This is a genomic window from Novosphingobium kunmingense (assembly GCF_002813245.1).
GTDB classification, from domain to species: Bacteria; Pseudomonadota; Alphaproteobacteria; order Sphingomonadales; family Sphingomonadaceae; genus Novosphingobium; species Novosphingobium kunmingense.
Genome location: NZ_PHUF01000002.1, coordinates 14,841 through 36,144, shown reverse-complemented (window position 1 = coordinate 36,144; position 21,304 = coordinate 14,841). Strand labels below are relative to the sequence as shown.

18 protein-coding genes and 1 other RNA gene are annotated in these 21,304 nt (G+C 64.8%); 12 read left to right on the top strand and 7 right to left on the bottom strand.

The genetic code is table 11. The features are described from left to right. Positions 1 to 59: 59 nt before the first annotated feature. From B0I00_RS00165 to rsmA, 3 genes are read left to right on the top strand one after another with little or no spacing between them, the layout of a single operon-like run. Positions 60 to 1,355, top strand: a complete 1,296-nt coding sequence (locus B0I00_RS00165; RefSeq protein ID WP_100865366.1) for a peptidylprolyl isomerase — start codon at positions 60 to 62, stop codon at positions 1,353 to 1,355. Further along, positions 1,355 to 2,359, top strand: a complete 1,005-nt coding sequence (gene pdxA, locus B0I00_RS00160) for a 4-hydroxythreonine-4-phosphate dehydrogenase PdxA (RefSeq protein WP_100865365.1) — start codon at positions 1,355 to 1,357, stop codon at positions 2,357 to 2,359. Before B0I00_RS00165 ends, pdxA begins: the two co-directional genes overlap by 1 nt. Before the next feature lie 26 nt (positions 2,360 to 2,385). Continuing rightward, a complete protein-coding gene (gene rsmA / locus B0I00_RS00155) occupies positions 2,386 to 3,210 on the top strand; it encodes a 16S rRNA (adenine(1518)-N(6)/adenine(1519)-N(6))-dimethyltransferase RsmA (RefSeq protein ID WP_100865364.1) in 825 nt (274 codons plus the stop codon). Here rsmA and B0I00_RS00150 read toward each other — a convergent pair. Beyond that, positions 3,207 to 5,309 (bottom strand): malate synthase G, encoded by a 2,103-nt coding sequence (locus B0I00_RS00150; RefSeq protein ID WP_100866397.1) that lies wholly within the window; start codon positions 5,307 to 5,309, stop codon positions 3,207 to 3,209. The genes rsmA and B0I00_RS00150 overlap by 4 nt on opposite strands. Positions 5,310 to 5,490: 181 nt before the next feature. Here B0I00_RS00150 and B0I00_RS00145 point away from each other — a divergent pair, with 181 nt between their 5' ends. The 4 genes from B0I00_RS00145 (at position 5,491) to B0I00_RS00130 (ending at position 9,337) form a co-directional block, all read left to right on the top strand. Next, positions 5,491 to 6,696: a hydrolase gene (locus tag B0I00_RS00145; protein WP_100865363.1), complete on the top strand. Its 1,206-nt coding sequence runs from the start codon at positions 5,491 to 5,493 to the stop codon at positions 6,694 to 6,696. Positions 6,697 to 6,699: 3 nt separating this feature from the next. Next, positions 6,700 to 7,731, top strand: coding sequence for an arginine N-succinyltransferase (locus B0I00_RS00140; RefSeq protein WP_100865362.1), 1,032 nt, complete (start codon positions 6,700 to 6,702; stop codon positions 7,729 to 7,731). A 2-nt stretch (positions 7,732 to 7,733) separates the two neighbouring features. Further along, a complete protein-coding gene (locus B0I00_RS00135; protein ID WP_100865361.1) occupies positions 7,734 to 8,999 on the top strand; it encodes an N-succinylarginine dihydrolase in 1,266 nt (421 codons plus the stop codon). 95 nt (positions 9,000 to 9,094) lie between these two features. Continuing rightward, the gene (locus B0I00_RS00130; protein WP_100865360.1) at positions 9,095 to 9,337 is read left to right on the top strand and encodes a hypothetical protein; all 243 of its coding nucleotides are present in this window, start codon (positions 9,095 to 9,097) and stop codon (positions 9,335 to 9,337) included. A gap of 52 nt (positions 9,338 to 9,389) precedes the next feature. Here B0I00_RS00130 and ssrA read toward each other — a convergent pair. Next, positions 9,390 to 9,735, bottom strand: a transfer-messenger RNA (tmRNA) gene (gene ssrA / locus B0I00_RS00125). 26 nt (positions 9,736 to 9,761) lie between these two features. After that, positions 9,762 to 10,169, bottom strand: coding sequence for a large conductance mechanosensitive channel protein MscL (mscL, locus tag B0I00_RS00120; protein WP_100866396.1), 408 nt, complete (start codon positions 10,167 to 10,169; stop codon positions 9,762 to 9,764). 175 nt (positions 10,170 to 10,344) lie between these two features. On the opposite strand from mscL, the gene B0I00_RS00115 reads away from it, so the two are divergent. Genes B0I00_RS00115 through B0I00_RS00095 form a run of 5 tightly spaced genes read left to right on the top strand, consistent with a single transcriptional unit; the run spans position 10,345 to position 13,882 of the window. Then, positions 10,345 to 11,019 (top strand): LemA family protein, encoded by a 675-nt coding sequence (locus B0I00_RS00115; protein ID WP_100865359.1) that lies wholly within the window; start codon positions 10,345 to 10,347, stop codon positions 11,017 to 11,019. A 20-nt stretch (positions 11,020 to 11,039) separates the two neighbouring features. Then, positions 11,040 to 11,876 (top strand): TPM domain-containing protein, encoded by an 837-nt coding sequence (locus B0I00_RS00110; protein WP_232730049.1) that lies wholly within the window; start codon positions 11,040 to 11,042, stop codon positions 11,874 to 11,876. Continuing rightward, entirely contained in the window at positions 11,876 to 12,562 is a 687-nt protein-coding gene (locus tag B0I00_RS00105) for a TPM domain-containing protein (protein ID WP_100865358.1), read from the top strand. The genes B0I00_RS00110 and B0I00_RS00105 overlap by 1 nt, the downstream gene beginning before the upstream one ends. 8 nt (positions 12,563 to 12,570) lie before the next feature. Beyond that, complete coding sequence (locus tag B0I00_RS00100; protein ID WP_100865357.1) at positions 12,571 to 13,095, top strand: NUDIX hydrolase; 525 nt, start codon at positions 12,571 to 12,573, stop codon at positions 13,093 to 13,095. A gap of 4 nt (positions 13,096 to 13,099) precedes the next feature. Next, positions 13,100 to 13,882, top strand: coding sequence for an SDR family oxidoreductase (locus tag B0I00_RS00095; RefSeq protein WP_100865356.1), 783 nt, complete (start codon positions 13,100 to 13,102; stop codon positions 13,880 to 13,882). A 42-nt stretch (positions 13,883 to 13,924) separates the two neighbouring features. Here B0I00_RS00095 and B0I00_RS00090 read toward each other — a convergent pair whose 3' ends face one another. From B0I00_RS00090 to uvrA, 4 genes are all read right to left on the bottom strand, one after another. Beyond that, complete coding sequence (locus B0I00_RS00090; protein WP_100865355.1) at positions 13,925 to 15,055, bottom strand: DNA adenine methylase; 1,131 nt, start codon at positions 15,053 to 15,055, stop codon at positions 13,925 to 13,927. A gap of 125 nt (positions 15,056 to 15,180) precedes the next feature. Next, positions 15,181 to 16,020, bottom strand: coding sequence for a hypothetical protein (locus B0I00_RS00085; protein ID WP_157812436.1), 840 nt, complete (start codon positions 16,018 to 16,020; stop codon positions 15,181 to 15,183). Between the two features lie 299 nt (positions 16,021 to 16,319). Further along, entirely contained in the window at positions 16,320 to 17,915 is a 1,596-nt protein-coding gene (locus B0I00_RS00080; RefSeq protein WP_100865353.1) for an anti-phage dCTP deaminase, read from the bottom strand. Positions 17,916 to 18,273: 358 nt separating this feature from the next. Next, the gene (gene uvrA / locus B0I00_RS00075; RefSeq protein WP_100865352.1) at positions 18,274 to 21,168 is read right to left on the bottom strand and encodes an excinuclease ABC subunit UvrA; all 2,895 of its coding nucleotides are present in this window, start codon (positions 21,166 to 21,168) and stop codon (positions 18,274 to 18,276) included. Positions 21,169 to 21,304: the final 136 nt, after the last annotated feature.

Sequence of the window (21,304 nt, the reverse complement as noted above, 5' to 3'; positions counted from 1 at the left end):
GGAACACAGTGAAACCCACGTCGTCCCTTCGTACCGCGGCCCGCCTGGCCATACTGCCCATGGTCGGCACCGCTCTTGTGCTAGGTGCATCGGTGCGCGCGCAGGACGCGTCCGGCTCGCTCAACCTGCCGTCGAACCCGCAGTTCTTCGCCAAGGAAGACCCGAACAACCGTCGGGCCAAGGTCATCATCAACGGCGAGGTGATCACCGGCACCGATGTCGACCAGCGCGTCGCGCTGATCGTCAATGCCAGCGGCAACAAGATCGGCGACGAGGAATTGCAGCGGCTCAAGCTGCAGGTCCTGCGCAATCTGATGGACGAAACGCTGCAGATCCAAGAAGCCAAGGTCCAGGACGTCGCGATCGACCAGGCCGAGGTTGACCAGACCTATGCCCGCGTCGCCTCGCAAAACTTCGGCCAGGATACCAAGGCGATGGACGCCTACCTGAACCGCATCGGTTCGTCCCCGGCCTCGCTCAAGCGCCAGATCCGCGGCGAACTGTCGTGGCAGCGGCTGCTGCGGCGCAACGTCCAGCCCTTCGTCAACGTGTCCGACGAAGAAGTGCGCGACGTCATCAAGCGAATGCAGGAATCGAAGGGCACCGAGGAATTCCGCGTCGGCGAGATCTTCCTTTCGGCGACCGAGGAAAACAAGGCGGCGGTGTTCGCGAACGCGCAGAAGATCGTCGAGCAGTTGAAGCAGGGCGGATCGTTCCAGGGCTATGCCCGGCAGTTCTCCGAAGCATCGACTGCAGCGGTCGGCGGCGATCTGGGCTGGATCCGCGCCGCGCAGTTGCCGGCCGAGCTGGCGACCCCGCTTCAGCAGATGAGCGCAGGCCAGCTCGTCGGTCCGATCGAAACCCGCGGCGGCTTTTCGATCCTGCTGGCCATCGACAAGCGCCAGGTGCTCACCGCAGACCCGCGTGACGCGTTGCTCAGCCTCAAGCAGATCTCGATCAGCTTCCCCAAGGGCACGACCGCGGCCCAGGCCAGCGCCAAGGCCAAGGCGTTTTCCGACGCCATGCAGGCCGCGCGCGGTTGCGGCACGGTCGATCCGATCGCTGCCGGGCTCGGGGCAGAGGTCGTGACCAACGATCAGATGAAAGCGCGCGATCTGCCGGCGCAACTGCAGAACATGGTCCTGGCCCTGACGCTCGGAGAAACCACCCCGCCCTTCGGTTCGATCGAGGACGGCGTGCGCGTCTTGATGCTGTGCGGCCGCGACGATCCCAAGTCGTCGGTCGAGCCGAACTTCGAGCAGGTTCAAACCTCGATCGAGGATGAGCGCGTCAACAAGCGTGCCCAGACCTACCTTCGCGACCTGCGCCGCGACGCGATCATCGATTATAACTGATGCCGCCCGTTCCGCTCGCTGCATCGCTGGGCGATCCGGCGGGCGTCGGGCCGGAACTGCTGGCTGAAGCCTGGATTCGGCGGGAGACGGACGATCTCCCGCCGTTCTTCGTCACCGGCGGAGCGCAGCTGATGGCTGCGGCGGCGCGCCTGCGCGGCCTGTCGGTGCCGGTCGCAGAGATATTCCATCAGGCCGAAGCGGCTGAGTGCTTCGCCCGCGCCCTGCCGGTTCTGGCGGGACCCGACGGCGATTACGCCCCGGGCCGGCCCGATCGCGCCGGAGCCGAACTGGCGCTCGCCTCGCTGACCGAGGCGACACGCCTCGCCGTCGATGGCGAAGTCGACGGCGTTGTCACCGGCCCGATCCACAAGGCGCGCCTTGCCGAAGTGGGCTTCATCCATCCGGGGCAGACCGAGTTCGTCGCCGAGGCCTGCGGCGTCCAGCCGGGCGATGCGGTGATGATGCTGGCCGGGCCGCACTTGCGCACCGTACCACTGACCGTGCACGTCGCTTTGGCCGAGGTGGCCGCTGCGATCAGCGAGGCCCTGGTCGAGCGCAAGGGCCGCATCGTGGCCGCGGCATTGAAACGCGATTTCGGCCTCGACGCACCGCGCATCGCGGTCGCCGCACTCAACCCCCACGCCGGCGAGGAAGGCCGCATGGGCGACGAGGAGGCGCGACTCATCGCCCCGGCTATCGAGCGCCTGCGGGCCGAAGGGATCGCGATCGACGGTCCTTTCGCTGCCGACGGCCTCTTCGCCCCGCGCCAGCGCGAAACCTTCGACGTCGCGCTGTGCATGTACCACGACCAGGCCCTGATCCCGCTGAAGGCGCTCGATTTCGATCAGGGCGTCAACGTGACGCTGGGCTTGCCGATCATCCGCACCAGCCCCGACCACGGCACCGCTTTCTCCATTGCCGGGACCGGCAAGGCCGATGCCGGCGCGATGATCGCCGCGATCCGCATGGCCGGGGACTGCGCGCAGCGGCGATTTGGCAATTAGCGCACTGATCGCCTAAGGCTCGGCCCGTGCCTGCCGCTCTGCCCCCCCTGCGTGACGTCATCACCCGCCACGGCCTGTCTGCCTCCAAAGCGCTGGGCCAGAACTTCCTGTTCGACGAGCAGTTGCTCGACCGGATCGCGGCCATCCCGGGATCGCTCGACGGGCAACAGGTGCTCGAGATCGGACCCGGTCCCGGCGGGCTGACGCGCGCGCTGCTGCGCGCCGGAGCGCAGGTCACCGCAATCGAGATGGATCGCCGCTGCCTTCCGGCCCTGGCCGAACTGGCTGATGTCTTTCCCGGCCAGCTGCGCGTTATCGAGGGCGACGCGACCAGGGTCGACCACGGCCTGACCGGTCCGTTCCACGTCGTCGCCAACCTGCCCTACAACGTCGGTACGGCGCTGCTGGTCGGCTGGCTGGGCGGACAGGACTGGCCGCCGCAGTGGGCCTCGCTCACCCTTATGTTCCAGCTCGAGGTCGCCCAGCGCATCGTCGCCGAAAGTGGCAGCGACGCCTACGGTCGCCTCGCGATCCTTTCCCAATGGCGCTGCCAGGCGCGGATCGCGATGAAGGTTCACCGCAGCGCCTTCACTCCGCCGCCCAAGGTGATGAGCGCGGTCATCCACCTGAGCCCCGCCGCCATGCCCCACGGCGTCAGCGCCCGCGTGCTGGAACGTGTAACCGAAGCCGCTTTCGGCCAGCGCCGCAAGATGTTGCGGCAGAGCCTGAAGGGCGTGCCGGGCGCGCTCGCCGCGCTCGAATCCCTTGGCATCGACCCCCAACGCCGGGCCGAAACGCTGCGCGTGGACGAGTTCGTCGCGATCGCCCGCGAGCTCTCGAAAGCGACCTAGCCCGCCTTCTTCACCTGCCGCCAGTGGTGCAGCAGCGGTTCGGTGTAGCCGCTGGGCTGCTCCACGCCCTTGAACACCAGGTCGCAGGCGGCGCGAAAAGCCGGCGCATCCTCATTTCCGGTCAGCGGTTCGTAGGCCGGATCGCCAGCGTTCTGTGCATCGACCTTGGCCGCCATGCGGCGCAGCGAATCCATCACCTGGTCTTTGGTGCAGACCCCGTGCAGCAGCCAGTTGGCCATGTGCTGCGAGGAGATGCGCAGCGTCGCGCGGTCTTCCATCAGGCCGACGTCGTTGATGTCGGGCACCTTCGAGCAGCCGACGCCCTGATCGATCCAGCGCACCACATAGCCAAGCAGCCCTTGCGCGTTGTTGTCCAGTTCGTCGCGCACCTCCTCGTCCGAGAAGTTGCGCCCGATCGCCAGTGGGACCTCGAGCAGCGCCTCGACCTTCGGCGTCGGCTGCGCGGCCAGTTCGCGCTGCATGTCGAACACTCCGACCTGGTGGTAATGCATCGCGTGCAGCGTCGCGGCGGTAGGCGACGGCACCCAGGCGGTGTTGGCCCCGGCGCGCGGGTGCGCGATCTTCTGGATCATCATGTCGTGCATCATGTCGGGCGCGGCCCACATGCCCTTGCCTATCTGCGCCTTGCCCGACAGTCCGCAGGCAAGGCCGATCTGCACGTTGCGCGCTTCATAGGCGGCGATCCAGCCGCTCTGCTTCATTTCACCCTTGCGGATCATCGGCCCGGCCCGCATCGAGGTGTGGATCTCGTCGCCGGTACGGTCGAGGAAGCCGGTGTTGATGAAGACGATGCGGTCCTTCACCGCTTCGATGCAGGCGGCAAGATTGGCGCTGGTTCGGCGCTCCTCGTCCATCACGCCGACCTTGATCGTGTGACGCGGGAGGCCGAGCAGATCCTCGACCGCGTCGAACAGGGCGTTGGTGAATCCGACCTCCTCGGGCCCATGCATCTTGGGCTTGACGATATAGATGCTGCCTTCGCGGCTGTTGCGATGCTTGCCAAGGCCGTTCACATCGTGCGCGCCGATCGCGCTGGTGATCGCGGCGTCCATGATCCCTTCGGGCACTTCGCTGCCGTCGGCCAGCAGGATTGCCGGGTTGGTCATCAGGTGGCCGACGTTGCGCACGAACAGCAGGCTGCGCCCGGGCAGGACCAGTTCGTCGCCGTCTCGTCCGGTCCACCGGCGGTCGTCGGCAAGGGTCCGGGTCATGGACTTCCCGCCTTTTTCGAAGGTGTCGGCAAGGTCGCCACGGATCACGCCCAGCCAGTTGCGGTAGGCGGCAACCTTGTCTTGGGCATCGACCGCAGCGATTGAATCTTCCAGATCGCAGATCGTGGTCAGCGCGGATTCCAACAAGACATCGGCGATCCCCGCCTTGTCGGTGCGGCCGATGGGGTGGTTGCGGTCGAGCACGACTTCAATGTGCAGGCCATGGTGGGCGAAAAGAAGACCGCCGGGGCGCGTTCCGCAGAAGTGGCCGGGATCGCACAATGGTGGCGCACCTTCGCCGTCCCAGTCGCTCCAGCTCGTGCCGTCTAGCGGCAGCGACAGATCGAGGAAGGCGCGCGCCGCTGCGATCACCGCCTCGCCCCGCACCGGGTCGTAGCCGCCCGGCCTCGCGGCGGGCGCGGCCAGCGCGTCGGTTCCGTAATAGGCGTCGTAGAGGCTTCCCCAACGCGCGTTGGCGGCGTTCAGGAGGAATCTCGCGTTGAGCACCGGGACGACAAGCTGCGGCCCGGCCATGCCGGCAATCTCGCGGTCGACGTTCCGCGTTGTGACCTCGAACGGAGCCGGCTCGGGCACCAGGTAGCCGATCTCGGTCAGGAAGGCCTTGTATTCGCCCATGTCGATGGACTTGCCGGCGCGGGCCACGTGCCAGGCGTCGATTTCGGTCTGCAGGGCATCGCGCTTGGCCAGCAGCGCCCGGTTCAGAGGGACGAAGGTGTCGAGCAGGCGGGCAAAGCCCTGCCAGAAGATCGCCGCGTCGGTTCCGAGCGGGGCCAGCACCTCGCGCTCGACGAAGTCCGCCAGACCCGCTTCGACCTGCAATCCGCTTTTCTCGATTCGATTGGTCATTCCATCCTCGTTTTGCGCAACCGCATGGTCCCTGCCTGCGGCACGGTCCATGCTTATCGTCAATTCCGGGGAGGAACGCGAGCGCCTATGAAGCAAGCTCAAGGGCTTGGCAACCGCTTGGCAACGGGCCTGGGGATCGGGGGTTGGACGGGCCCGCAGCCTCGGCTAGGAGTGGTTTCATATGCAACAGCTTTCGCCATCCGAACGCGACGTGATCGCGCGTGTCGACGCCGCGCCGATGCTCGACCAAGTCCTCGCCTGGAGCGCGATCAACACCGGCACAGGCAACCTTTCCGGCCTTTCGCGGCAATGGGATGCACTGGCCGACGCCCTTGCAGCGCTGCCCGGCACGATCCGCGCGGTCGCGCCCTCACCAGTCGTCACCGTGGCGGCCGACGGCAGCGAGCGCGAGCAGGCCTTTGGCGCTCATCTGGTGCTGAGCGTGCGACCCGACGCCCCTCGCCGTCTGCTGCTGACCGGACACATGGATACGGTTTTTCCCGCTGACCATCCGTTCCAGCAGACCCTCCGCCAAGACCCGGACGTACTCAACGGCCCGGGCACGGCCGACATGAAGGGGGGCATTGCGGTGATCCTCGCCGCGCTCAGGGCGTTCGAGGGCAGCGCGGCAGCGGCCGGGGTCGGCTATGACGTTATGATCAATTCGGACGAGGAAACCGGCAGTCTGTCGTCCGCGCCGCTGATCGCGGATCTGGCCCGCGACAAGCTCGCGGCGCTGACCTACGAACCTTCGGCCCTGCCCGACGGCTCCCTGGCCGGCGCGCGCGCGGGCAGCGGCAACTACAGCGTGGCCATCAACGGCAAAGCGGCCCATGCCGGGCGTAATCCCGACGATGGACGCAACGCCATCGTTGCGGCCGCCGCGCTGGCCGTGCGGCTCAAGGCGATCCACCGCGACGGCCTATCGGTCAACCCCGCCAGGATCGACGGCGGCAGCGCCAGCAACGTCGTGCCCGACCATGCCGTGCTGCGCTTCAACATCCGCCCCAGGACGAGCGAGGATGCCGCCGCCTTCGATCACTATTTCGCCGCCCTCATTGCCGAGATCAGCGCCGGCCACGATGTGACCTGTCATGTTCACGGCGGCCTGTCGCGCCCGCCCAAACCGCTCGACGCCGGAGCCGAAAAGCTGTTCGCCCTGGTCGAAGAATGCTCGGCGCTGCTGGGCCAGCCGATCGGACGGATCGCCTCGGGCGGGGTTTGCGACGGCAACAACATTGCCGCCTGCGGCGTCCCGGTGGTCGATACCATGGGCGTCATCGGCGGCGCGATCCATTCCCCGCAGGAGTTCATGCTGGTGTCCAGCCTCGAACACCGCGCGCAGCTTTCGGCGCTGGTGCTCCACCGCCTTGCCACCGGAGCCTGATACGTGACCCACGTGATCCGCGCCGCCACCGAGGCGGACCTGCAGCACCTCTACGACATGGCGAAAAGCACCGGGGGCGGTTTCACCAACCTGCCCCCCGATCGCAAGGCGCTGACCGCCAAGCTGGAGCGGGCCGCCACCGCCTTCGCCCGCGAGGGCGACGACATCAGCGACGACATGTTCGTCTTCATGCTGGAGGACACCGCCACCGGCGACGTGCGCGGCACCTGCCAGGTATTTTCGGCCGTTGGCCTCAAGTATCCGTTCTATTCCTACCGCATCGGCTCGCTGACCCAGCACAGCGAGGAGCTTGGCCGCACCTTCCGCGCCGACATCCTCAACCTGTCGACCGACATGGAGGGCTGCTCCGAAGTGGGCGGCCTGTTCCTCCATCCCGGCGAAAGGTCGGGCGGGCTCGGGATGCTGCTGGCGCGCAGCCGCTATCTGTTCATCCGCAATCACCGTGCGCGCTTTGCCGACAAGACCTTTGCCGAGCTGCGCGGCGTGATCGACGAAGCCGGCGGATCGCCGTTCTGGGACGGCGTCGCGGGCCGCTTCTTCGGCATGAACTTCCAGGATGCCGACGAATTCAACGCCAAGCACGGCAACCAGTTCATCGCCGACCTGATGCCCAAGCATCCGGTCTATATCGCGATGCTGACCGAACAGGCCCGCGCCGTGATCGGCGTACCACACCCGACCGGGCGCGCCGCCATGCGGATGCTCGAGAACGAAGGGTTCGCTTGGGAGAAGTACGTCGACATCTTCGACGGCGGACCGACCCTGTCGGCGCGCACCGACCAGATCCGCTCGATCAAGGAAGCCGCAGACGCGTCCGTAGTCGCGGTCGATGAGGGTGTAGACGAACACTCTGGCGCCGAGCGACGCCTGGTTTCGGTCGGCCGCATGGCCGAGTTCCGCGTTGCCTATGGCTGGGTCGACCAGCGCGACGAAGGAGTGGCGATCGACCCCGTTTGTGCCCAGGCACTCGGCGTCGAACCCGGCATGACCGTTTCGCACGTGGCAAGGTGGTGACCATGGCTGTTCAGGAAATCAACTTCGATGGCATCGTCGGCCCCAGCCACAACTATGCCGGGCTCAGCCTCGGCAATCTGGCGGCCACGGCTCATGCCGGCGACACCTCGTACCCGCGCGCGGCGGCGCTGCAAGGCCTGGCCAAGATGCGCCACAACATGGCGCTGGGACTTACCCAGGGCTTCTTCCTGCCCTTGCCTCGCCCCAATTCCGGCTTCCTTGCCGCGCTGGGCGCCGACGGCAGCGAGGATCGGCGATTGCTCGCCGCGGCCTGGTCGGCAAGTTCGATGTGGACCGCCAACGCCGCCACCGTCTCGCCGGCCGCCGATAGCGCCGACGGGCGCTGCCACCTGACAGTCGCCAACCTGTTGACGATGCCCCACCGCTCGCAGGAGTGGCCCGACACGCTTGCTCAGTTGCGGGTTGCCTTCGCTAGTGCGGCGCATTTTGCGGTGCACGACCCGGTACCGCCATGCTTCGGCGACGAGGGCGCGGCCAACCACATGCGCATGTGCGCGCGGCATGGCGAACCGGGGATCGAGATCTTCGTCTACGGCCGCAGCGGCGGCGCCTTTCCCGCTCGCCAGCACGAACAGGCGAGCCGTGCGGTGGCGCGGCTTCACGGCCTCGACCCGGCGCGGACCCTGTTCGCCGAGCAGAACCCCGACGCGATCGCCGCCGGCGCGTTCCACAACGACGTTGTTGCCGTCGCAAACGAGCGCGTGCTGTTCACCCACGAACTCGCCTTCGCCGATCCCGATGGGACCTATGCCGCGATCCGCTCCGCCCTGCCCGAGGCAGAGATCGTTATCGTTCCGGCAGAGGCGGTCAGCCTGGCCGATGCCATTGCTTCCTACCTGTTCAACGCGCAGTTGCTGACCTTGCCGGCCGGCGACATGGCGTTGGTCATTCCGCTCGAAGCCTGGCAGCATCCGCGGGTCCATGCCTGGCTCGACGCGATGCTCGCCTCCAACGGCCCGATCCGCCAGGTCCTGCCAGTCGATGTGCGCCAGTCGATGGCCAATGGCGGCGGCCCCGCCTGCCTGCGCCTGCGCGTGGTGGCGGAACCGGACCATGTCGACCCGCGTTTTCTGCTCGATGCGGCGAAGGCCGAACGGATCGAGACGATCATCGCCGCCTACTGGCCCGAAGCGATTGCTCCGGCCGATCTGGGCGATCCCGATCTGGCCGACAAGGTTAACACCGCGCGCGACGCGCTGCTCGAATCTCTCGATCTTTCCGAGCTTTGCGCCCCACGCTGTCGCTAAGATTTACAGTTGCCGGAGCGTTAACCACCGTCTTGCGCGGGTGCCCGATGCTGGCATGATCGTTGCTACGATGGCTGCCAGAGGACGTGAACGCCATGTTGAAGAAGATCGGCCGCCTGTTTGTGATAAAGACCCGCTTCGAGGCGTGCCTGATCATCTATGCGCTGGGCCTGGGAGCGATCGAACGCGGCAAGGTCTATCTCGATGCGTTTCCAGGCGTTGGCGGATGGCTGCTGATGGCCGCCTGCACGGGCTCGGTGTTCCTGGCCGGCGCCAAGATCTTCGATTGCATCGCCCACGAAAAGCGCGTCCGGGACAAGCCCGAAACGGTGTTCTGATCTGCCTGGGAATGAAGTGGGGGTTTCTGTTGCTACGTACCCCCGGACGCCCGGTTTCCGATTCTGTTACCCGGTTCGGTCCGAACCGTGCTTTCGCTTTGTAAGATCAGGCCGTTAGGCCGTCAGGTTACGCGGCGAGAGCAAGTGCTTCGTTGTCGTTGGCACTTGTGAGTTTTGAGCCTTGAACGGGTTACTCAGCCCGGGTGAAAACAACGCTTTTCAACACACGTCGATCCTGGTTCGGCCCCGTCATTTCCCCCGCGACAACGAGAGAGGTGGTGGAGCCGCCGGGTACTGCCCCCGGGTCCGCTGTGCCTATTGCACGCCGCAATTTATCACCATAGCCGGCCGAAACCGGCAGGCCCGATATAGGGCGGGTGCAATCAAAAGAAAAGGGGCGCTACGGCAAGCGCCCGCTTTTCAATCACTTGCGCAGCGAATCGCGGATTTCGGTCAGCAGTTCGATCTCGCTCGGTCCGGCCGGGGCAGCATCCTTGCGCGGCATGGCGCGGTTAGCGGCCTTGACGATCAGGAAGATAACCCAGGCCAGGATCAGGAAGTTGATCAGGGCAGTCACGAAACTGCCATAGGCCAGGACGTTGGCCCCTGCCTTGCGGGCGGCGTCGAGCGGCGTGCCGGGCGCGACGTCCCCGCTCAGCACGACATACTTGCTCGTGAAATCGAGTCCGCCGAAAACCTTGCCGACCAGCGGCATGATCAGGTCCTCGGTCAGGGAGGTCACGATCTTGCCGAAAGCCGCGCCGATGATCACGCCGACGGCCAGGTCGAGCACGTTCCCCCGGGCGATGAACTCCTTGAACTCTGACATCATGGACATGGTCAAATCCCCTCTTCAAGCCGATCCCATGCGCTAGGTGACACAGGCCAGCACCAGCGACAACCACATGATCGGTCGAATTTTTGCGAACTGTCTTGCGCAGGTCAAACAGTGCATTACATTTGCTGGACCATGCGGCACGGCTGCCGCCGGAGAAGAGGAACACCTGATGGCCCACCGTTTTTCGAGCATCCTGCCCCGCACCATCGTGGTCGCGCTGGCCGCCTCCTCGCTGGCCGGTTGCGGCATCAACTCGGTCCCCACTGCCGAGGAGAACGTCAACGCCAAGTGGGGTGACGTCGAAAGCCAGTACCAGCGCCGCGCCGATCTCGTGCCCAACCTGGTCGCGACCGCCAAGGGCGCCGCAGCATCGGAAACCACGATCCTGACCAACGTCACCAACGCCCGCGCCGCCGCGACCTCGATCAACATCACCACCGACGACCTGTCGGATCCGGCGACGTTCGAAAAGTTCCAGGCCGCGCAGAACCAGCTCACCCAGGCGCTGGGCCAGTTGCGCACCGTGGTCGAGAACTATCCTCAGCTGCAAAGCCAGGCCCGTTTCGGCCAACTGATGGACGAATTGGCCGGAACCGAGAACCGAATTAACGAAGCCCGACGCGATTACAACGCGGCCGTGCAAAACTACAACACCACGATCCGCACATTCCCGGACGCGATCGGCGCCAAGATCTTCTACGGTGCCAAGCCGAAGCAGGCCTTCACCGCCGACGCCGGTGCCGCAAACGCGCCCAAGGTGGACTTCGACATGGCGCCCGCACCCAAGGCTGCAGGAGCCAACGATAACGCTGCAGCGCCGGCCTCGTCCGCCGCAGCCAACTGACGCGGTCGGAAGGAACGGCCATGAGGCTCGTTTCCTCCCTGCAGGCTCCCGTGCGTCTGCTGCTCGCCCTGATGGCGCTGTTGCTGGCTTTCGCCGGTACGGCCGCCAGGGCCGAGCTGCCCGCGCGCCCGGACGGCCCGATCCTCGACGCCGCGGCTATCCTGCCTGATGAGCCGAAAAGCGCGCTAGATAAGAAGTTGCGTGCCTACAACAGGGCAACCGGCAGAGCGATCATCATCGCTACAGTCCCCTCACTCGATGGGCAGGTTCCCGAACGCTATGCGCAAGATCTCGCCCGGGCTTGGGGCATCGGCGGGGCGGAAAGCCAGGAAGGCGTGCTTTTCCTTGTCGCGCCGACCGAGCGCAAGGTCCGTATCCAGACTTCGGTCGGCGCGCAGGGCCGTCTAACCGACGGGTTCGTCGGCGAAACGCTTCGCAACACCGTGACCCCGCGCTTCAAGGAAAACGACTACGCGGGCGGTATCGTCGCAGGCGTCGACGCTATTATCGCCCAGCTCGACCGTGACCCGGTCGATGCCAAGGCAGTGGCTGAGGCGGCCGACGCGGCCGCTGCGCAGCGCGCGCAGCGCAGTTCGCCTTCCGGGGGCGCAGCTAGCGTTTTCATATGGCTGGTCGTGTTCGTCGTTCTAATCGGTTTCTTTGGCCGCCTGGGACGTCGCCGAGGCTATCACCGCAGTGGGATCGATCCCGGCATTGTGCTGTGGGGCATTAGCGAAGCGATGCGTCATGGCAGCAGTTCTGGCGGTTGGAGCGGCGGGTCCGACGACGGCGGCTTCGGCGGCTTCGGCGGCGGCGGCGGCGGCTTTGACGGCGGCGGCGCCTCGGGGGACTGGTGATGGCTGGACCGACGCAAAAGCTGACGGATGCCGATCACGCGCTGATATCGTCCGCGGTCGAGGCGGCCGAACGCAAGAGCTCGGGCGAGATCGTGACGATCGTTTCGGGCCAGTCGGACGACTATTTCGACGTCGCGCTGGCCTGGTCGGCTCTGGCGGCGATGACCGCGCTGATGGTCGTATCGCTTCTGCCCACGTTCTACCTCGGCGTGATCGACCGCCTTCTCGGCCATTGGTCGCACGAATGGACCCCGCAGCAGGCGCTGGTGCTGGCCGCCTGCATCGCCATGGCCAAGTTCGTCGGCATGCTGGTGCTGCAACTGTGGCGCCCGCTGCGGCTGTTCCTGATCCCGCGTTTCGTCAGCAACCCGCGCGTGCGCGCCCGCGCCGTCACGCTGTTCCGCGTCGGGGCCGAACGGCGCACCACGGGCCGCACCGGCATACTCGTCTACCTCAGCCTGGCTGAACATCGCGCCGAGATCGTCGCGGATGAAGCCATCGCCAGCAAGGTTTCGCCCGAAGTCTGGGGCGAAGCCATGGCCGCCATGCTGGTCGAACTGCGCGCCGGCCGGATCGCCGCCGGCATGGCCGCAGCCGTCACCAAGGTCGGCGAGGTGCTTGCCTTGCACCTGCCCCGTGCCGACGACGACAGCAACGAATTGCCCGACCGCCTGATCGAGGTCTGATCCCAGCCATGACCGACGAACCCGAAACGACCGTCTGGGCCGGCAAGTTCATCGCCGCCAAGATCCGCGGCAAGTGGGAGTACGTCAGCCGTACGCGCGGCATCAAGGCTGCGGTGATCCTGGCCGTCGACGCCGACAACCACGTGATCCTGGTCGAGCAGTTCCGCGTGCCGCTGGGCCGCCCCTGCATCGAGTTTCCCGCCGGCCTGATCGGCGACCACGGCGAGGACGAGGACGCGGCCGGTGCCGCCGCGCGCGAGCTGGAAGAGGAGACCGGCTACCGCGCCGGGCGGATGGAGGTGCTGGGCGAGTTCTATTCCTCGCCGGGCATGGTCACCGAAAGCTTCACCCTGCTGCGCGCGCACGACCTCGAACAGGTCGGCCCCGGCGGAGGGGTGGACGGCGAGGACATCGTGGTCCACCGTGTCCCACTTGACGGGATCGAGGATTTCATCGCCGCATCGCGCGCACGCGGGCTCGGCATCGATGTGCGCCTTCTGATGCTGCTCGGCAACCGGATCATGGAAGGATAAGAGGATGGCAGGACGGGTCGCAGGGAAGAAGGCGTTGGTCACCGGGGCGGCGCAGGGGCTTGGCGCGGCGCAGGCGCGGATGCTGTGCCGCGAAGGCGCGCAGGTGCTGCTGGCCGACATCAACGACGAACTGGCCACCAATGTCGCCAACGCGCTGAACGAGGAATTCGGCGCCGCCCATGCCCTCGCCTGCCACCTCGACGTGACCCAGCCGGCACAGTGGGAGGCTGCGGTTGAGCTAGCCCGCGACGCCTTTGGCGGGCTGTCGATCCTGGTCAACAACGCCGGCATCGGCGTGCGCGGCAATATCGAGACGGCGACGCTGGACGACTGGCACCGCGGCTTTGCGGTCAACGTCGATTCGGTTTTTCTCGGCTGCCAGAAGGCGCTGGGCCTGATGAAGGACAGCCAGCCCGGCTCGATCGTCAACATCAGCTCGATCGCCGGCTTGATCGCCAGCGACACCATGCCCGGCTACAACGCCAGCAAGGCGGCGGTGTGGATGCTGTCGAAATCGGTCGCGCTGTACTGCGCCAAGATGGGCTGGGACATCCGCTGCAACTCGGTCCACCCGACCTTCATCGACACCCCGATCCTCGATGGCATGGTCGCTAGCACCGGCAAGGCCAAGGACGTGATCATGGACAAGCTCGCGCGCCAGATCCCCTTGAAGCGCGTCGGCCACCCCGACGACATCGCCTATGGCGTGCTCTACCTCGCCAGCGACGAGAGCCGGTTCGTGACCGGCGCCGAACTCAAGATCGACGGCGGTATCTCGGCGATGTAGGCGCGCTGACCGCATCCGCGGTCAGCTTGCGACAACGGCCCGCTACCGCTTGTCCACCAGGTACAGGTATTCCGTCACGTGCACGTCGCGGGCAGACAGGTTGCGGCTGCCGCGGAAGGTGTTGTAGCGCGCGTCCATCACGCTCACCTCGCCCACCTCGGCCAGCATGGCCAGCAGCCGTTCGTGCGGAATGAAGCCTTCCGAATTGTACGACAGCAGCACCATCTTCGCCTTCACGTTACGCAGCAGGGCGGCCAGCGCGGCTTCGGCGGTCGCCTCGCGGTTGTAGGCGCTGCGGTTCCACGCCTTGGGAATGCCGGACACGCGGCTGATCGCGGCGGGGCGGCGGTATTCGCACAGCAGGTTCAGCATGAAGTAGTTCGAGCCGTAGGGATGCTGGTTGTACGGCGGGTCGAGGTAGGCCAGGTCCACCTCCCCGATCTCGTGCACCAGGTCGCCCGCATCGCGGCGATGCACCTCGACCGGGCAGGACAGGCGGCTCAGCACCGGGGCCTCCACCGCGATGGGGCGCAGGATCCGGCCGAGCGCGTTGGCGCCCCGGCCGCCGAACTGCCCCACCCCGTCGCGGTTCTTGTAGAACCCCTTGAACACCCCGGCGGTGTTGGCGTGGACCGATGCCTGGGCCAGCACCGGGGCGAGCACGAAGGGGCGCAGCTCCTCCGGCGTATCGTCCAGCACCTTGCAGAAGGTGTCGAGGAACACCGCGTTGGCGCGGGTGTAGAACGCGCGTTCGCCGGGACGGATCGCATGATCGTCGGCCGGGGCGTAAAGCTCGGCGATGAAGCCGGGGGCCAGGCTGCGCGCCGCCGCCCGCTCCACCCGCGCCAGTTCGTCGGCCAGCGCCGCCCGGTCCACCCCGGCAGGGTCCGCCTGGTAACAGCGCGCCGTCACCGCCGCATAGGGTTCGAGGTCGTTCACCACCAGGCGGCTGGCATGGGCCCGCGCCATGCGGGCGACCACGCCCGATCCGGTGAACAGGTCGGCGACCGACATCGGCCCACCCCCCAGCCGGTCACGCGCCGCCACCAGCCCCGCCTCGATCAGCGGCAGCAGACGGCGCTTGTTGCCGATGCAGGTGATCAGCTGCCCGCGCAGATAGGCCGGGTCCTCGCCCCCCTGCTCGCTGCGCCTGAGAAGTGCCGCCCGCCTCATCCCGCCGGTCTAGGTGCCGCGCCCCGCCCTGCCAAGGGGCGGGCGTAGGCGGCGCGGAAGTTCACAAACCTGACAGGGTGCAATCGGGGAAAAAGCGCCCTGCCCAAGACGCGCCCACCCCCGCGTCAGCGCGGCCAGCAGCCGCCCGGGTTGGCGGCGCGCAGGCTGGCTTCCTCCGCCGCCGTGGTCAGCCCGCAGGCCGAGCGGGCATAGAGCGCCAGCCGCGCCGCCTGCGCCGCCGCGCGCGCCGCGTCCATGCGGGCGATTCCTTCCGCCTCCGCAGGCAGCAGCGCGCGGAACGCCTCTTCCAGCCCGGGCCACTCCTCGCCGTCGTCGGCCATGGCAGGATCGGCGGGATCGCGGGCGATCGGCTCGGCCTCCGCCTCGTCCGAGGCCACGCGGTACCACTGGCCGCAAAAGCCCTCGGACGCGGGCCAGTTGGTCAGTAGGCTCTCCCCGTCCGGGGCATGGTGAAAGCGGTAGAGCCCGACTTCGAGCTGCTGCGCCTCGTCCATCACCTCGCCGTCAAGGTCGCGCTCCTCGGGCAGAGGCGGCGGCACGTCCTCCTGCTCTCGCTCATCCTGAGCCGGCCCAAGAGCCCGCTCACCCTGATCCTGCCCGAGGGCGTCCGCCTCCAACGCCTCGCCCCGCTCGGCCCGCTCCAGTGCCGCCTCCCAGTCCAGCGCCACCGCCGCGGTCACCTCTGGCGGAGCCACCAGCCCCTGCTCGACCAGCACTTTCCGGTTCTGCGCGATCAGCCCCAGCAGCAGGCGGTTGTCATAATGGCGCACCTCGCCCACCACTTCGCCGTGCCAGACCAGCGGGCGCAGCTCGCCCTCCACCGCGCGGTCCCAGGCGAGGTCGACCAGGTGCTCGGCGGCGAGCAGCCGCGCCGCGTCCCACGCCTGGGCAAAGCCGCGCGCATCGGCCCGCCGCCGCAGGGCATAGGCGCTCTCCCGGCTCATCCCCACCCGCCGCGCCGCCGCGCCGACCGAACCGCACGAGGCCAGCGCCTCCAGAAAATCCCGCTGCCGCTGCGGCGTCCACCCATCGGCCCGCGCCCGCGTGGGAACCAGCGGCGGAAGGATCACATCGGCCTCCGCCGCCGCGCCGGTGCTGTCACTGTGGGAAAAGGTCAGCCCGAAACGGCCATCCGCTGCGTCGTCCATGATCGGTCTCCTGCGAAGGGAAACCGATCATTTTGCAGATTTTGGGGTTGTAGGAAATATCCGTAAATTTGCTCGATCGCTAAGAAAATCAATAGTCAATTTAGATTCTTAGTCGCTGCATCCTCAAAAAGAACATACGATGGAAGTGTGACATGTACCATCGGAGCAGCACCTTCTTGTGCAAGCCACCGCAATGCTTTCCCGTCCTTCTTCCTTTTACCCTTAGCAAAAACTTGCCTGAACAAGCTAGGAGCAATGCCCATGAAAGGTACAAAAACGACTTTACCCTCTTCTTCTGACTCTATTGAAATCTCATTCTTAAACAACTCTCTTGCCTTGCTTTTTGGATAAGGCTCTAGATAAATAACTCTTCTAATTCCGGAGGATATTATATGCTTTGTGCAGTTATGACACGGGAAAGTTGTGCAATATAATATACTATCCCCCACTTTGTGACCAAGTCTGCTAGCCTCACAAATTGCATTCATCTCGGCATGAACGACACGCCCGTATTCAGTAATATCTAACGCTACAGCATCTCTCAACGCGCCTGTTCCATCAGTTAACTGGTCTTTGCTCGTCAATTTTTTTACGATACCCATCATATCGGGTGATAATTCTTTAATCTTCGGCGACAGAAGTCCAGCATCTTCAAGGCGCTCGATTAAATCTCTTATTACCTCGTCTTTTTTTATGTCATTTGGATCATATCCGAGTTTGACATCCCTGAAGTCCGGCAATTCCCCATCCCAATAAGTTCCACCAAACGCTTTCGGTACCTCATTACAACCCTGAGAAACTAGTTCGCCATTCTCTGTGAGAATTGCAGCACCCACTTGCCGAGACAGATCCGACGACCTCAAAGCCGCTGTGCTAGCTAAAAACAAACCAAACTCTGATTTCGTCGGGGCCACATCGGTCGCTCCAAACAGCGCCTTTACAAGCCGTCCTATACCCGCATCCATCTTGGATCGATCAATTCCATCAACAAATGCATCAGCCTGATAATATGAGTCGCGCAAATGCTGCCCATGAGCATCCGCTCCCTCATGCATATCGCGTAATATTAAATCCTCTACTTGGCTTCGCAATTCTAGAGAAGATATAGACACAGGAAGCGATTCTCTTAACTTTTCTTCGAGAATATTTCGTCTGTCATATTCAGATCCATATGCAGATATAAGAATAAACTGTTTGCCGTATACAGTTCTCAGGAACTGAATCTCCTCAGGTCTTTTGATTTGCCTTATAATGTAGGCAACCTTATGCTTGAATTTATATTTATCTGCCTCATCCGCCGAATCATATTTATCTAAAATTTCATTCGGGTCAAATATTGGCTCAACATCTACAAGTGGTAAATCATCAAGCTGAGGATCAGATCTTTCCCTCTTAATCGCCTTTAACGCATAGTGCATCAACCTGCTAGGATCGTCCGCCTCACGACAGATTTCACTTGCATGATCCATTTTGTATTTCATTAAATTATAGAAGCTCGGCCCGTCTGGCTTCTGAACGCTCGATTCAACGTCACTTATTTCAGATGTTATTTTTATGAGTCGAGACTTATATTCAACATTATTTAGAGCCTCCTTTAGGGACTCGCATATTTCGTCGATTTTTATCCCGATCGGCCCGGCAATTCCAAAGACCAATTCCGGCCAAACGAAATAGTGGAACTTCCCAGTCATTTTTAACCTTCAGGGCTCTAGGGTTGCGTAATATCGATCTTATGGCTCTGATCGAATATATCAACTAAATAGGAAAATCGACGCCCTCGTAATTCGCAATTTTTTCTATTCGGTAGATCGATTCGAACGTGAGCGCGCCGACGAAGGATGCACTTCAAAAACTCTACCGAGTCATACCGCATCAATCCCACTTGCTCGGCAGAAACCCCTCCAACCCGAACCAGGCTAAAGGCCGACCTTATTCCAGCTACTTGCTGAAGAACGGCGTCATATAGCCGTCAATGAAGTTCTCCGCGTTGCACTCGACGCCTTGCAGAACGCCCTTCGGCACCCCTGCCTATGCTGGGGCAGGCTGTGATTACCGGTCGAGCAGCGGAGCCAGATACGTCCCGGTAAACGACCGCGGCTCCTTCACCACCTGCTCCGGCGTCCCCTCGGCAATCACCTCTCCCCCGCGCACCCCGCCCTCCGGGCCGAGGTCAACAATCCAGTCGGCGACCTTGATCACGTCGAGGTTGTGTTCGATCACCACCACCGAATTGCCCTGGTCGACCAGCCGCTGCAGCACTTCGAGGAGTTTGCGCACGTCTTCGAAGTGGAGGCCGGTGGTCGGTTCATCGAGGATGTAGAGGGTCTGGCCGGTTGAGCGGCGGCTGAGTTCCTTGGCCAGTTTCACGCGCTGCGCCTCGCCGCCAGAGAGGGTGGTCGCCTGCTGGCCGACCTTGACGTAGCCGAGGCCGACCTCGTTCAGCATGTGCATCTTGTCGCGGATCGGGGGGACGGCCTTGAAGAACTCTTCCGCGTCCTCGATCGTCATGTCGAGCACGTCGGCGATCGAGTGGCCCTTGAACTTCACCTCCAGCGTTTCGCGGTTGTAGCGCTTGCCGCCGCATTCCTCGCAGGTCACGTAGACATCGGGGAGGAAGTGCATCTCGATCTTGATGAGGCCGTCGCCCTGGCACGCCTCGCACCGCCCGCCCTTGACGTTGAACGAGAAGCGCCCCGGCTTGTACCCGCGCGCCTGGGCTTCGGGCAGGCCGGCGAACCAGTCCCGGATCTGGGTGAAGGCGCCGGTGTAGGTGGCGGGGTTGCTTCGGGGCGTGCGGCCGATCGGCGACTGGTCGATCTCGATCACCTTGTCGCACATTTCGAGGCCGGTGATCTTGTCGTGCGGCCCGGCGACGACCCGCGCGCCGTTGAGCGTACGCGCCGCCCCGGCATAGAGCGTATCGAGGGTGAGCGAGCTTTTGCCACTGCCCGACACGCCGGTGATGCAGGTGAAGGTGCCGAGCGGAATCTTCGCGGTCACGTTCTTGAGGTTGTTGGCCCGCGCGCCGTGGACGGTGATGTGGTGGCCGTTGCCCTTGCGGCGCTTGGCCGGCACCTCGATCTTGCGCTTGCCCGACAGGTACTGGCCGGTGAGGCTGTCCTTGGCCTTGAGGATGTCCTTCAGCGTGCCCTGGGCGACGATCTCGCCCCCGTGGACGCCCGCGCCGGGGCCGAGATCGACCACGTGATCGGCGGTGCGGATCGCGTCCTCGTCATGCTCGACCACGATCACCGTGTTGCCGAGGTCGCGCAGCCGCTTCAGCGTGGCGAGCAGCATGTCGTTGTCGCGCTGGTGGAGGCCGATGGAGGGTTCGTCGAGCACGTAGAGCACGCCCGACAGGCCCGAGCCGATCTGGCTGGCAAGGCGGATGCGCTGGCTTTCCCCGCCCGACAGGGTGCCGCTGGTCCGGTCGAGGTTGAGGTAATCGAGGCCGACGTTGTTGAGGAAGCCCAGCCGCTCGTTGATTTCCTTCAGGATGGCGCGGGCGATCTGGCGCTGCTGGTCGGTCAGCTGCGCGTCGAGCTTGCCGTACCAGTCCACCGCCGCGGCGACCGACAGGCGGGTGACGCTGGAAATGTCCGCCCCGGCGACCTTGACGCTCAGCGCCTCGGGCTTGAGGCGCTTGCCCTCGCACACCTCGCACGGCTGCGCGGTCTGGAACTTGCCCAGCTCCTCGCGCATCCAGGCGCTTTCGGTTTGCAGCATCCGGCGGCTCAAGTTGCCGATCACCCCTTCGAACGCCTTCTTGACCGTGTAGCTCTTCTTCCCGTCGATGAAGGTCAGCGGCACCGCCTTGCCCCCCGTGCCGTGGAGTACGATCAGCTTCACCTCGCCGGGCAGCTCGTCCCACGGGGTTTCGAGGCTGAAGCCGTATTCCTTGGCCAGGCTGGCCAGCACCTGCATGTAATAGGGCGACGGCGGGTTGCTCTTCGCCCAGGGGACGATCGCCCCCTGCTTGAGGGAGAGATGCTCGTTCGGCACGACCAGCTGCGGATCGAACAGCAGCTTTTCGCCCAGCCCGTCGCAGGCCGGGCAGGCCCCCATCGGCGCGTTGAACGAGAACAGCCGCGGCTCCAGGCTTTCGAGCGTGAAGCCGGAGACCGGACACGCGAACTTTTCGCTGAACACGATGCGGTTGGCGGGGAGCCCTGCGCCCTTCATCGCGCCGCCGGTTTCCTCCTCCTCGCGCCCCGGAACGACGCCATCGGCCAGGTCGATGTAGGCAAGGCCGTCAGCCAGCTTGAGCGCCTGTTCGAAACTGTCGGCCAATCGCGTTTCCATGCCTTCGCGGACCGCAATCCGGTCGACCACGACCTCGATGTCGTGCTTGTACTTCTTGTCGAGCGCGGGCGCGTCTTCGATCGCATAGAATTCGCCGTCGATGCGCACGCGGGTGTAGCCGGCCTTCTGCCACTCGGCGAGTTCCTTGCGGTATTCGCCCTTGCGGCCGCGCACCACCGGGGCCAGCAGATAGGCGCGCGTGCCCTCGGGCAGGGCCATCACCCGGTCGACCATGTTCGACACCGTCTGCGCCTCGATCGGCAGGCCGGTGGCGGGGCTGTACGGCACGCCGACCCGCGCCCACAGCAGGCGCATGTAGTCGTATATCTCGGTCACCGTGGCGACGGTGGAGCGCGGGTTGCGGCTGGTGGTCTTCTGTTCGATCGAGATGGCGGGCGACAGACCGTCGATATGCTCGACATCCGGCTTCTGCATCATTTCCAGGAACTGGCGCGCATAGGCGCTGAGCGATTCAACATAGCGCCGCTGCCCTTCGGCATAGATCGTGTCGAACGCGAGGCTGGACTTGCCGGAACCCGACAGCCCGGTGATCACGATCAGCGCGTCGCGCGGCAGCTCGACGTCGAAGCCCTTGAGGTTGTGTTCCCGGGCGCCCCGGACGACGATTTTCGATAGCGACATGGCGCGCGATGTGTTCCATATTTGTTCGCAAGGTTCAAGGGGTGGACACCCGCTTCATGTGGGAAGATGGGCACCGCGGCACGGCGGCGCAAGGTCGCATGGCACCTGGCTCGGACACGAGACGCGCCGAACCCGT